Origin of the sequence: Flavobacterium sp. NLM, assembly GCF_002210235.1 — a bacterium.
Taxonomy (GTDB): Bacteria; Bacteroidota; Bacteroidia; order Flavobacteriales; family Flavobacteriaceae; genus Flavobacterium; species Flavobacterium panici.
This window is the reverse complement of sequence record NZ_LIAC01000002.1, coordinates 194,129-207,220: the sequence shown is the minus strand read 5'-3', so window position 1 is coordinate 207,220 and position 13,092 is coordinate 194,129. Positions and strand designations below refer to the sequence as shown.

General features: G+C 34.8%; 10 protein-coding genes. 5 read left to right on the top strand and 5 right to left on the bottom strand.

Translation table 11 applies throughout. The features are described from left to right. Positions 1-38 precede the first annotated feature (38 nt). The 4 genes from APR43_RS02995 to APR43_RS02980 all read right to left on the bottom strand — a co-directional run bounded on the left by APR43_RS02995 (position 39) and on the right by APR43_RS02980 (position 5,690). Positions 39-2,969 (bottom strand): triple tyrosine motif-containing protein, encoded by a 2,931-nt coding sequence (locus APR43_RS02995; protein WP_053471936.1) that lies wholly within the window; start codon positions 2,967-2,969, stop codon positions 39-41. Between the two features lie 533 nt (positions 2,970-3,502). After that, positions 3,503-4,141, bottom strand: coding sequence for an HAD family hydrolase (locus APR43_RS02990; protein ID WP_053471937.1), 639 nt, complete (start codon positions 4,139-4,141; stop codon positions 3,503-3,505). Between the two features lie 89 nt (positions 4,142-4,230). Then, entirely contained in the window at positions 4,231-4,698 is a 468-nt protein-coding gene (locus APR43_RS02985; RefSeq protein ID WP_053471938.1) for an NUDIX hydrolase, read from the bottom strand. Positions 4,699-4,766: 68 nt separating this feature from the next. Continuing rightward, a complete protein-coding gene (locus APR43_RS02980; protein ID WP_053471939.1) occupies positions 4,767-5,690 on the bottom strand; it encodes a YybH family protein in 924 nt (307 codons plus the stop codon). Between the two features lie 165 nt (positions 5,691-5,855). Here APR43_RS02980 and APR43_RS02975 point away from each other — a divergent pair, with 165 nt between their 5' ends. Then, positions 5,856-7,025: a DUF4861 family protein gene (locus tag APR43_RS02975; RefSeq protein ID WP_053471940.1), complete on the top strand. Its 1,170-nt coding sequence runs from the start codon at positions 5,856-5,858 to the stop codon at positions 7,023-7,025. Positions 7,026-7,130: 105 nt separating this feature from the next. Here the strand turns inward: APR43_RS02975 and APR43_RS02970 are convergent, their stop codons facing one another. Beyond that, a complete protein-coding gene (locus tag APR43_RS02970) occupies positions 7,131-8,138 on the bottom strand; it encodes a LacI family DNA-binding transcriptional regulator (RefSeq protein ID WP_082356420.1) in 1,008 nt (335 codons plus the stop codon). Between the two features lie 213 nt (positions 8,139-8,351). On the opposite strand from APR43_RS02970, the gene APR43_RS02965 reads away from it, so the two are divergent. The 4 genes from APR43_RS02965 to APR43_RS02950 all read left to right on the top strand — a co-directional run bounded on the left by APR43_RS02965 (position 8,352) and on the right by APR43_RS02950 (position 13,072). Next, a complete protein-coding gene (locus tag APR43_RS02965) occupies positions 8,352-8,804 on the top strand; it encodes a YhcH/YjgK/YiaL family protein (protein ID WP_053472032.1) in 453 nt (150 codons plus the stop codon). A 190-nt stretch (positions 8,805-8,994) separates the two neighbouring features. Next, a complete protein-coding gene (locus tag APR43_RS02960; RefSeq protein ID WP_053471942.1) occupies positions 8,995-9,807 on the top strand; it encodes an SDR family oxidoreductase in 813 nt (270 codons plus the stop codon). A 125-nt stretch (positions 9,808-9,932) separates the two neighbouring features. Then, positions 9,933-11,120 (top strand): mannonate dehydratase, encoded by a 1,188-nt coding sequence (uxuA, locus tag APR43_RS02955; RefSeq protein WP_053471943.1) that lies wholly within the window; start codon positions 9,933-9,935, stop codon positions 11,118-11,120. A 323-nt stretch (positions 11,121-11,443) separates the two neighbouring features. After that, positions 11,444-13,072 carry a DUF4955 domain-containing protein gene (locus tag APR43_RS02950; protein ID WP_053471944.1) on the top strand — a complete coding sequence of 543 codons (1,629 nt, stop codon included), beginning with the start codon at positions 11,444-11,446 and terminating at the stop codon, positions 13,070-13,072. Positions 13,073-13,092: the final 20 nt, after the last annotated feature.

Sequence of the window (13,092 nt, the reverse complement as noted above, 5' to 3'; positions counted from 1 at the left end):
CAAAGCAAAACTATGTTCCTATGTGTTTAAATAATCGCCTAGAAATTTAGAATGAATTCTGTGATATTTGCATCAGAAGGAAGCTGTAATTTTTTTCGAATTCTGTATCGGGTATCTTCAACTCCACGAACAGAAATTCCCAAAAGCGGAGCAATTTCTTTTGTATTAAAGTTCATTCGCAGATACGCACACAATCGCATATCGCGTGGAGTCAATTCCGGATAAGTTGTTTTCATCCTCTGCATAAAATTGTCATGCAATTGATTGAAGATTTCCTCAAATTCGTTCCAATGTTTATCGCCCTGCAATTCGTGATCGATCAGTTTGTTTATTTTGGTCAATAAACTAAAATTCACATTCGGATCATTTTTCTTATCCATCTGCCCTATCAATTCTTTTATAGAAAGCAGGATTTCATTTAAATGAATAAGGTTCACGGTATTCGAAGCTACTTTGGCATTTTTAAGATTTATCGTAGTTTGAAGATTTTCACGAACGATAGCCATATTTTCCTGTTCCAATGTCAATCGCTGTTCGTTAAGCTCAGCACGGCTTCGAAGCAATTCCTTTTCCTGATTCAGGATTAATTGCTGACGATCACGTTCTGCCAGGGATTTTTGATATCTAATAATGAAATAAATCACAACACTATAAAGTATTAAATACAAAATATAAGCCCAGATCGTTCTGTACCAAGGCGGTAAAACTTCAAAACGGAAAACCGCTTCTTCGCTTACCACATCATAAATATTTTTTGCCCTTACATGAAAAACATATTCGTTTTCAGGTAAGTTCGTATATTCTTTTTCTGTCTGAAGGCTGTATTCTGACCATTTTGGTTCAAAACCTTCCAGCCAATATTCGTACTTTGTAGCGTCGGCTTCATCATAAAAAAGTGATGAAAAAGAAAAATGAAGCGCGTTATGGGAATGCGATAAAACATTTGAAATTTCTTCGCATGCCTCTTTTGTTTCATTTGGAAGCACATCAAATCGGCTTGAAAATAACAGACTGTCTTTTGGAAAAATACATTTAACCTCTGAAATTACCGCTTTATATTTCGTTTGATATTGCTTGTTTTTAATTGTATTGTAATGAATTAAACCATCTTGCGTACCAAAAAACACATCGCCGCTGGCTGTGGTTTGAATATTCTCAAAACCCGGAACGTATAAATAACGAAGTTTTCTAAAAGGCAGTTCTTCAACCTCAAAACTTCCATTTGGGTTCTTAGTTATTTTTCCGGTATTTTCTCCAGATACGTACCAGATATTATCCTGATTATCCGATTTTAATAAACGAATATGATTTTCCATTCCAAGATATTTCTTAAAAACGGGTTCGGGAATCATTTTCTTCGAATGCGAATCTTGTTTGTAAACTCCTTTTGTTGTTCCAAAAAGAATTTGATCGTCAATTTTAAAAGTATTCAGAAACAAACTCGACGGGAAACCATTCTTTTGATTGTAAAATTCCACTTTTGAAACCACATCGAATGTTTTATTAAACTGAATTTTATAAATTCCTTTGTAACCGTGAGCAATCCAGAAATCACCGTTCTTATCTGTTTCGATAACACGGCTGCTTTCTTCAAAACCTTTTATTTTATTTTGATAAACCCACGAATTATTTATTTTTTTGAGAAGATACATTCCGTTATAACCGCCAACAATCAGTAAATCCGGATGATTAGGAACTAATATTCCTTTCCACGCTCCGTCTGTTTTTGCTACTAATTTTGCCGAATTACCGGAAACCTCAAAGATTCCGTTTTTTTCGAAAGCCAAAAGTGAATTTCCAAAAACACCAATATTCCAAACATTTTCAGACATTCCTGAAACGTGCTGAAAGTTTGCATTTTCATGTTTTCCGTTTTTATAAGAAAGCCAATCCATCCAAAACAAACCGTTGTCTGTAGCGATATACAATTTGTCCTGATAAATCTGACTGCAGTATATTTTAGTTTCTGAATTTGAAGTGTCTAAAACTCTGGATAAAGGCGAAGAAATCTGAATCAGCGAAATTCCTTCTTTAAGTGTAACCCATAAATTACCTTCTTTATCAACCTTTAAATTGGTTACATAATCATTTTGTAAACCCATTTGTTTGTTGATATGCTGAATCAAACGCCCCGAACCATCTATGACTATCAACCCCGATTGTCGGGTTCCAATTCCGAAATATCCATCAGAAAGCTGAATCCCTGTAGAAATTTGATTTTGCTTTAAAACATTATCGGCTTCTGTCACAAATGGCTTTAACTGATTATCTTTAAAAGTAAAAAGTCCGTTTTTTTGTGACAGTACTAAAAGTCCGTTTTTGGTTTGAAAGATTTTTCGAATCTTCATTCCGGCAAATTGATCACTGTTTGTAATCGCCGTTAGCGCATTGTTTTTTAACTGCAATAAGCCTTTTGCATTGTCCAAAACATAGATTTCCTTATTGACTTCAAAGAAATCATCAAATTTTACGTTAGACTTTACAACCTTGATTTTATTGTTTTTGTAGATAAATATTTCTTCATAAGAGAAAAAAATGACTTCATTATTTCGGATAACGGTATGCACCACATCACCAAAATTTCGCGCCGACTCCGGAAGTAATTTTACTAAAGAGGTGTATTGGTACTGCCCGTTTGGCAATTGAATAGCGTAACCAAAATCGCCCTGTGCGCCCACATACATTTTGTCTTTTTTGTCGATGGCAAGCGAGCGAACCATACTTTTGTTTTCGGGCTGCGTTACAATGCTCCAGCGAACACCGTCAAACTGCATGATCCCGAAGTGATTGGCAAAAAACATCATTCCCTTAGAATCCTGTAAAACATCCCAGTTTTCGGAAGCGGCTTTGTAGGTTTTCGGATTATAATTGGTTATAAATGGAACTCCAATTTTTTTAATCTGCGCCTTTACAATTGGAGGAACGAGTATTATCGATAAAACTAAAATTCTAATTATACATTTCGTCATTTTGTTTCTGTCTGTAGGTTATTGTGTGATTTTTGGGAATCACATTTTAGGAAATTGACTCTTGGGGAAAGCCATTTTCCAGGCAAAAAACATTCATTTTTTAAATGTATCAATAACAATTATTCATTATTATCAAACCAAAATAGAGAATGTCGAAATTCAAATATATAAAAATTTATTTTAATGCAACAAATTACAATTTGATCAAACAAATTAGTAATTGTAAGATTAAATTTTAAAATCCAAATCTTGAAATTCCAAATTCCAAACACAATCTTGTCATTGCGAGGAACGAAGCAACCACACTAACAAAGATTACTATGATTTAGCACGTGAGATTGCTTCGTTCCTCGCAATGACCAATCTTTGTCGATCTACGAATGCGATTCCTCGTTCCTCGGAATGACAAGATTGCGGATATACTTTGTGTGTCTTCGACTTCGCTCAGGCTGATAACTTAATCTACCGCCATGTCAGGCTGAGCGAAGTCGAAGCCCGCCATGCAAAAACCTGAAACTTGAAACCTGAAACAACTAAACTCCAAGCATAGTACTCAACTCATCATAACTATGAAAAAGAACCGCACCTTCTTCTTCTAAATCATCATTGTTATAACCATTGGCAAAACCGTAAACTTTAAAACCTCCGCTTACTCCGGCTTTTACACCCGCTTTGCTATCTTCTAAAACAACACATTCATTTACATCAAAACCCATTTCTTTGGCAGCAAATAAAAAAATACCCGGATCAGGTTTCCAACTGCTAATTTGGTAAGAACTGAATATTTTATTTTCGAATTTATCCAGTAAACCAGCCACTTCAAGATTTAATCTGATTTTATCAACCGGCCCGCTCGAAGCTACGCAATACGGAATCTTTAATTTTTCGATAAACGAAATTACGCCTTCCATTGGTTTCACCTGCGTTTTAAAAGCCTCAAAACTTTTCTGGCGATAATCTGATTCAAAAGATTCGGGAAGTTTTTGATCGATAGCTTCTTCAATATGTCGGAAACAGTCTTTTAAATTCCGGCCGTTAAAATTGCGATAAGCATCTTCAAGTTCCATTTCAAAACCATGTTCTGCTGCCATTTCGAGCAAAATACCGTTACCAATTTTTTCTGTATCGACCAAAACCCCATCACAATCGAAAATAATACCTTTAACTTCCATATCTAATTTTAAACTTTTAATTAATCTGATAAATTCATCAGATGACCAAAATGGAAATTACAAAAATTAATTCAAAAACTACTTTTGATTCATAACGTAGCCGAAATTTTAGAAACCATCTGAATTATAAAATCGGCTTGTGCGGGATTTATTTTCTTTAAAGCTTCGGCAGTTTGAAACCATTCACCACGGTCGACTTCGGGGAACTTTTCTGTTTTTCCAGATTTTGGAGGCCATTCCATTTCAAAATCATTGCTTTTTATCAAAGTTTCATCCACCTCAAACTCAACCGCCCAGGCATGAACAATTTTACCCGATTTTAGTTTTACGTATTCCAGTTTAATAAAATCACCATCGACCTCAAAACTGGTTTCTTCCTTAAACTCGCGTATAGCAGCGTCAAGCGGATCTTCATCATCTGTGAACTCCCCTTTTGGAATCGACCAGCTTTCTAAATCTTTGTTTTTCCAAAGAGGCCCGCCCGGATGCACCAAAAAGAAAAAGATTGTTTTGTCTACAAATTTATACAGTAATATACCGGCGCTTTGTTTCTTCATGAGGCTGTTATTTATTTTTTCAAAAATCTAGTCTATAAATATCGTTATACTTTTTGGAATATCAGAGATTAATTATGGTTAACCATTTGACGGTAAAGCATTAGGATTCCGTTTTCATCTCTTTTCCAAAGATTAATGCTTTTTCCGGTTACAATAGCTCTTCCCTTTTTATTATCCCACGAAACATCGACATAATAATAACCGTACTCGATAACAAAATTCTTTACAGGAATAATTCTGCTTGCTTTAATGGATATCGAATCAATGGAAACTCCATTTGGTTTTTCGTGTTCAACGAAATACGGTTTAATATTTTCAAATCCAATAAACATTGGCGTATCGTATGTTAGGTAAATAGCATCTTTTGTAAAAAATTCGACCGCATGTTTTTCGCCTTCCCTTTTCGTTACGAGTTCGGCAATACGCTGATTTCGTTTATTGACTTCATCCTCTAAAGACTTTTTTACAGCAGGTTTTGGCGTATCGCTTTCTTTTGTTTTTATGGCAGCAAAATTGGTTCCGTCAATTGCTTTGTTTGCTCCCCAGATTTCTGATACTAAAGTCAGTTTTCCGTCTTTTCCTATTTTCCATACATTCAAATATTTTCCGTCATAAACCAGCGCGCTGCCTTTATCGTTTATTGCATCAATATTGAAAGTTCCAATTTCAATTCCGTAATTATCAATCAGCTGTACTTCAAAAATATCTCGTTTATAAGCATTGATCTTAAAATTAGAAAGCCATTGCTGATAATAGGATTTTATATCTTCTTTTGAATATAATGCTTTATGATATTCGGGCATGCAAACAGGCGCTGCATCATCATAATATTGTACTATAACATTACTATCATTACGCAAAAAAGAATCTGCTATCTGGCTGTTTACAGCTTTTAGTTTTTCTTTTAACTGTTCTGTATTCTTAATAGTTTGTCCTTCTAAATTCGTAAAAACCAAAAGGAAGATCATAATCGATAAATATCTATTTTTCATGCTTTTAGAATATTTAAATTGATATCTTAAAAGTAGAAAAAAAATACATATATAAAATTCACTATCAACGATTTGTACATTATTACTCCTTTTATGTATTCATAGTGCCGTTTAGATTTGTATTTTTATGAAATAAAAAAAGCAAAAAATTAAAACTATTATATTTTGAAAAAACATTTTTTATTCACCGCAATTCTGGCTGGAAGTTTCACCATTCAGTCTCAAAATAAAATGATAACGGTCAGCAACAACCTAAAAGTTGACAGAGAATTTGAAACCGTTGAACTCACAAAAAAATCACTCGGATTAGCAGCAGATTCTAAACTTGAAAATTATGCTGTAAAAGACATCAGCAACAATTCATTTTTAGAAACCCAAACCGTAGACAATGACGGCGACGGAACTGCGGATGTACTTTTATTTCAACCTAAAGTAAAAGCTTCGTCAAAACAGGATTTTGAAGTTTTTATTGGAACTAATCCTTCGGCTTCTAAAATTATTAGTTGTTATTCAAGATTTGTTCCGGAACGAACAGATGATTATGCGTGGGAAAACAATAAAGTAGCGTTTAGAACTTACGGGCCTGTGGCGCAAAAAATGGTAGAAGACAAAATTCCAGGTGGAACTTTAACCAGCGGAATTGACGCCTGGCTAAAAAGAGTCGATTATCCTATTATCAATAAATGGTACGAAAAAGCAACAAACGGAACGGGAACGTACCATAAGGATACTGGCGAAGGTTTGGATAATTTTCACGTTGGAGACAGCCGCGGAATTGGCGGAATTGCTGTAAAAGTAGATGGTAAATATTATTTTTCTAAGAATTTCGTAAGCTGGAAAACCATTACAACCGGACCAATCAGAACGAGTTTCATTTTAACGTATGCGGATTGGGATGCAAAAGGAAATAAAATAACTGAATCAAAATTAATCAGTTTAGATTACGGAAGTCAGTTTTCGCGTTTCGAAATCAATCTGACAGGAACTAAAACTATTTCTGCCGGAATAACGCTTCATGAGAAAAAAGGAACTATTGGAACTAATTTAAAAAATGGCTGGCTGAGTTACTGGGAACCAATCGATGATTCTGAAATTGGATTAGGTTTAGTCGCTCCAAAAGGGACATTAACGAGTTTTGATAATCATGTTACCGATGAAAAAGATTTAAGTAACCTGTACGGAGATATTTCTGTTAAAAACAACAAAGCAATTTATTATGTTGGTTTTGGATGGAAAAAAGGAAGTCCGTTTCAAACCAAACAAGAATGGGAAACCTATTTGACTTCTTTTGCTGAAAAGGTAAATAATCCTTTGATTGTTAAGATTAAGAAATAATATTATTGCCCGCGGGTTTTACGGATTGAACGGGTTTTCACTGGTTTATTTTAAAAATAACCTGCGTCAATCAGTTTCATCCGTAAAACCCGTGGGCAATTAAACTCAACGCCTTGCAGGAAAATAATTCTCTTTTAAGATAATTTCTAAGGGAATATAATGTGTGCGTTCTGCATCTTCCTGAAGAACCAGTTTTTTATATAAATAATTGATTCCCATATAACCTTGACTTTCGGGTCTTTGGTTGATTAAAAAATCGATTACGCCTTTGTTTAGGTATTCGATATTTTCATTTAATAAATCGTAACCAATAATTCGGATGCCTTTTATATTGTTTTGTTCCAAAAATCTGGCAACAATATAAGCCCTTGAATTCGGTACAAAAATACTGCTGATTCCTGAAAACATCTCCAAATTCATTTGATCGATTCCCGAATCTTTAATGGTAACTTCTGAAAATTTAAAATTCGTGAGATCTTCATTTCCTTTAAAGAAAGAATAAAATCCGTCAATTCGCTGCAAGTACACAGAGGTACTTTCGATTTCGCGGGTAATTTTAAAAATCAAAACATGTCTTTCATTTTTCACCGCAAAACTGATTAGTCTTCCGGCCAAATAACCGCTTTGAAAAGCATCCTGACCTACATAAGCATGATCGTCTTCATTCGAAATATTCGAATCGATCATCACAACCGGAATATTTTTCTTTTTGTATTCATTTAAAAACTGAACAGAATCTTCATAAAATATTGGAGCAAATAATAATCCGTCGCAATCGAACTCCAGTACTTTTTTGACAGATTCCTTAAAAGAAGCTGCGTTAAAATCGTAAAAGAAATAATCCAGAACGATTCCGAATTTGCTAAACTCCAAAGCAGCTTTCTCAATACCTTCAACCTGACTTCTCCAATATTCTAATTTTTCATATTTAGGAAGAAAAACTGCAAAATGAAACTTCTTATTTAAGGCTAAGTTACTGGCGAGAATATTTCGCTTATAGCCAAATTCTTCAATTATAGCATTGACTTTATCTACAGTTTCCTGTGCAGCCTGACCGCGATTATGTATAATCCTGTCAACAGTTCCGGGCGAAACATTGGCTAATTCGGCTATTTTTTTAATTGTTATGATATTGATTCTTTTTTAGTTAAAATAATAAAAGCTCTTTGGTATAAATTATTTTTTTAGCAAAAATAAGTTGTTTTACATTACAATTTACATACATTTGTAAAATACCGTGTGCGTACACGTAAAAATACACATAATATAAAAACGGCAAACAATTTTTATATTATTATTTCAAAAACCAAAACAAAACTTTACCCAATGATTGTAGATTCATTACATAATGTAGCTAAATATTATAGTCTGCATCCTAATTTTCAAAAAGCTTTTGAGTACGTAAATCAAACTGACATTGCAAATCTTGAAGCGGGAACTATAGAAATTAATGAAGGTTTAAAATTAATCGTAATTCACGGTGACGGAAGTACGAGAGAAGAAAGTATTAAAGGCTTTGAATGCCACGATAAAAACATTGACATTCAGATTTCAATACAAGGTCCTGAAACTTTTGCATGGAAACCAAGAGAAAAATGTGTCAGTCCAAACGGTGATTACAGCGACGAAAGAGATGTTCGTTTTTTTCACGATAAACCGGATATGTTTTTTGAACTTCAGGAAAAGCAATTTGCGATTTTATTTCCGGAAGATGTTCACGCCGCAATGATTGGCGAAGGCTTTTTGAAAAAACTGGTATTTAAAGTTAGAATCTCCTAACGGAGAAAAATTCCAAATTTTAAAATTCCAAATTCCAAGTGAAAACTTAAAATATTATTTTTCAAAAATTGGAATTTGGGATTTAAAAAATTGAGATTTAAACATAAAATCAAACACATATAAATATACTTTACTTTCCAGAGGTTTGGAATTTGGAATTTAAAGTATTGAAATTTTTAAATAAAACTAAATGGATTCAATATTTAATCTAAAAGGAAAAATTGCACTTATAACGGGCGGTGCCGGAGTATTAGGAAGCAACTTTGCAAACGTTTTGGCAAAACAAGGCGTAATTGTTGGGATTGTTTCTCAATCGATTGAAAAAGCAACAAAAACTGTAAAAGATATAGAAGCGAATGGCGGACAAGGATTTGCGATTCAGGCGAATGTTTTAAGCAAAGAAGAATTAGAAAAAGCAAAAGACTTTATTGTAGAAAAATACGGTCGTTTAGATATCTTAATTAATGCTGCCGGAGGAAATATGCCGGGCGCAACGATTCAGCCGGATCAGGCTATTTATGATATGAAGACAGATGATTTACAAAAAGTTGTCGATTTGAATATCATTGGAACTATGCTTCCAACTCAGGTTTTTGCGGAGCTTTTTGCGAAACAAAAATCAGGAAATATTATTAATATTTCATCGGCATCGGCACAAAGACCTTTAACGAGAGTTGTAGGTTATTCGGCTTCAAAAGCGGCAATTGACAACTTTACACAATGGATGGCGGTTGAATTAGCTCAAAAATATGGCGAAGGAATTCGTGTAAATGCGATTTCACCGGGATTTTTTATTGGAGAACAAAACCGTGCATTATTATTGACTCCAGAAGGAAAATTGACTCCGCGTGGCGAAAAAATTATTGATCACACACCAATGGGAAGATTTGGAACTCCTGAAGATATAGACGGTGCGCTTTTATTTTTATGCAGCGATATGTCAAAATTCGTAACGGGAACAATCCTAAAAGTTGACGGAGGTTTTGCCGCAACTAGCATTTAAGATTTTCACATCCTGCAAGGTTTTGAAAACCTTGTAGGTCTAAATTATACATCTATATAAATAAAAAATAATACCTACAAGGTTTTGAAAACCTTGCAGGAGAACAAACCAAAAACACATAACAAATGGAACAAACATTAAGATGGTTCGGACCAAATGATCCTGTTTCTTTACAAGATATTGCACAAACCGGAGCAACCGGAATCGTAACGGCTTTACACCATATTCCAAACGGAGAAGTTTGGAGCATTGAAGAAATTATTAAACGAAAAGTAGAAATTGAACACGAAAACGGAGATCCTAAAAAAGGTGCTTCGGGTTTGACTTGGTCGGTTGTGGAAAGTATTCCGGTGCACGAAGACATTAAAAAACAAACTGGAAATTATCTTCAATACATTGAAAATTATAAAGAAAGCATTCGCAATCTGGCTTTATGCGGAATTAAATGTGTGTGTTATAATTTCATGCCGGTTTTAGACTGGTCAAGAACCGATTTATCATATACGGTTGAAGATGGATCGAAAGCTTTACGTTTTGATATTAATGCTTTTGCTGCTTTTGAATTATTCATTTTGAAAAGACCAGGCGCAGAAAAAGAATATTCTGCAGAGCAAACCCAAAAAGCCAAAAACTATTTTCTGGCTATGACGGATGAAGATAAAGTAAAACTGCAACAAAACATTCTGGCTGGACTTCCTGGCGCCGAAGAAGCTTATTCTGTTGAAGATTTTCTAGTTACATTAAGTGGTTACCATCATATTGACAGACAAGCTTTAAAAGATAATTTATTCTACTTTCTACAACAGATTATTCCGGTTGCCGAAAGTAAAGGTGTTTTGATGGCAATTCATCCTGACGATCCGCCCTATCCGATTTTAGGTTTGCCGAGAGTTGTTAGTACGGAAGAAGATTTGATTGAATTAATGAATGCTGCGCCTTCTAAATCAAATGGATTTACAATGTGTACAGGTTCGTACGGCGTAAGAGCAGATAATGATTTACCGGGAATTGTGAGACGTCACGGTGATAAAATGAATTTTATTCATTTAAGAAGTACACAAAGAGATGAAGAAGGAAGTTTCTATGAAGCAAATCATCTTGAAGGTGATGTTGATATGTACGAAGTTGTAAAAGCAATTTTGGAAGTGGAGAAAAGAAACAAAACTAAATTGCCAATGCGCCCGGATCACGGACACCAAATGCTGGATGATTTAAAGAAAAAAACAAATCCGGGGTATTCTGCAATTGGGCGCTTAAGAGGTCTTGCAGAATTGCGAGGACTTGAATTAGGGATTAAGCGATCTATATTATAAAGGTTTTGCCACGAAGGCACTAAGATTTTTTTTAGCCACAGATTAAAAGGATTAAAAAGATTTTTTTCTCTCGCAGATTTTGCTGATTAAGCAGATAATTTAAAAGTTTAGTTTGTCATTTCGAGGAACGAGAAATCGCACAAGCAGCTCGACAAAGATTGGAGAATTTCTACACGGAATTTCTAGTGCGATTTCTCCTTATGTCGAAATGACAAAAAAATCCGCAAAATCTGCGAGATCTGCGAGAAAAAAAACTTTGTGCCTTAGCGCCTTCGTGGCAAACCCACACAATAAAACTAACTAACCACAAAAACCACAAAACCATGATTCGCCAAACCATCCTTATATCCTGCAGCCTTTTTATGAACGCTGTATTGGCGCAGGAAATACCCAAAATTATTACTTCAAAAACAGATTATCTTCCTGATTTTAGTTTTGCGGGATATCATTTCGGCGAAAGCCAAATTCCTGAATCTAATGGAAAAATTATTAATGCTGTTGATTTTGGCGTAAAAGCAAATGATAATTTAGACGATTCAAAAGCTTTATTGAAAGCTTTAAAAGCAGCCAATGCCGTTGACGGAAATGTTATTTTACAATTACCTCAAGGCAAAATTATTCTGAGTGAAATTGTATATATCGAAAGAAGCAATTTCGTTCTTCGTGGTGCTGGTTCTGGTGAAAACGGAACAGAAATTTACTGTCCAAGACCAATGATGTATCTTAAAGATCCTGAATCTCTGGCGGAACTTCGTGAATATCTTATCACTTTTGATAAAAGACAACGCGAACCTGAAAACAATGTCGATTTGCCTTTTTCACAATATGCATGGTCTGGCGGTTTTATCTGGACACAGGTTCCGGGTGAACGCGTAAAATCTTACTTGGATAAATACGAACCGGATTCTAATGTTTTGGCGAAAGTCAGTTCTGGGAAAATGGGCGAATTTACGATCAATGTTTCTGATGTAAAAAATCTAAAAGTTGGTGATATTGTCGAATTACAGTTGTTCAATAAAGATGGTGAAAACGGCGAAATTATTAAAGATTTATATCAGGGCGCAAAAGTAAAACCGGGCTCGCACCACTGGCAGTTTCCAAAACTTCCTATTGTAAGACAGCAGGTTGAAATTGTGAAGATTTCAAATTCAAAAATTACTATTAAAACTCCATTAACTATTTCAATTAAACCAAGTTATCAGGCACAATTGGTAGAATGGAAACATTTAAACGAAATAGGAATTGAACATCTTCGTTTTACTTTTCCTGATATTCCGAGAGTGGCGCATCATGTTGAGCCGGGAAATAATGCTATTTTCCTGACCCGTCTTTTTAACAGCTGGGTGAATGATGTAAAAATCACCAATGCCGACAGCGGGATTCTTGGCGAAGAAATTTCAAATGTTACGGTTCAGAATATAATTACTGACGGACCGCATCTTTCCCATTATACGGTAACTTTAGGCGGCGTTCATAATGTTTTAGTAAAGAATCTTAAAATCTACAACAAAGCGGTTCATCCGTTGAGTTTCAATACTTTTTCTACCAAAAACGTATATCAGGATTGTGAAATATTTGCCGATGCTCTTTTAGATCAGCATTCGGGAGCAAATCATCAAAATTTGTTTGATAATATCACGGTTCATATTACGGCTGATAAAAACAATAGTTATTTTTTATTTGGCGGCGGCGGTGCTGATTACTGGAAACCTTCGCACGGACCTTTCAGTACGTTTTGGAATTTAAATGTACAGGTCGAAAACCCGGATCAGTCAAAACCGGTTTTGTTATACGGAATGAAAGACGGAGCTTTTGCCAGAATCATTGGCGTACACGGAAATACAAAATTTGAAATCAAATACGACGTCGATCCCTATATTGAATTTTTAAATACGCCGATAGAAAAAATCCCGTCGCTGTATGATTATCAATTGAAAAAGCGATTGAAGTAAAGTTCTTTTTTAATCTCGCA

Bases quoted from the DNA above. Each gene is read 5' to 3' on its own strand.
- APR43_RS02990 (WP_053471937.1), bottom strand. From the start codon at position 4,141: ATGGAAGTTAAAGGTATTATTTTCGATTGTGATGGGGTTTTGGTCGAT.
- APR43_RS02980 (WP_053471939.1), bottom strand. From the start codon at position 5,690: ATGAAAAATAGATATTTATCGATTATGATCTTCCTTTTGGTTTTTACG.
- uxuA (WP_053471943.1), top strand. From the start codon at position 9,933: ATGGAACAAACATTAAGATGGTTCGGACCAAATGATCCTGTTTCTTTA.
- APR43_RS02960 (WP_053471942.1), top strand. From the start codon at position 8,995: ATGGATTCAATATTTAATCTAAAAGGAAAAATTGCACTTATAACGGGC.
- APR43_RS02950 (WP_053471944.1), top strand. From the start codon at position 11,444: ATGATTCGCCAAACCATCCTTATATCCTGCAGCCTTTTTATGAACGCT.
- APR43_RS02995 (WP_053471936.1), bottom strand. From the start codon at position 2,969: ATGACGAAATGTATAATTAGAATTTTAGTTTTATCGATAATACTCGTT.
- APR43_RS02985 (WP_053471938.1), bottom strand. From the start codon at position 4,698: ATGAAGAAACAAAGCGCCGGTATATTACTGTATAAATTTGTAGACAAA.
- APR43_RS02965 (WP_053472032.1), top strand. From the start codon at position 8,352: ATGATTGTAGATTCATTACATAATGTAGCTAAATATTATAGTCTGCAT.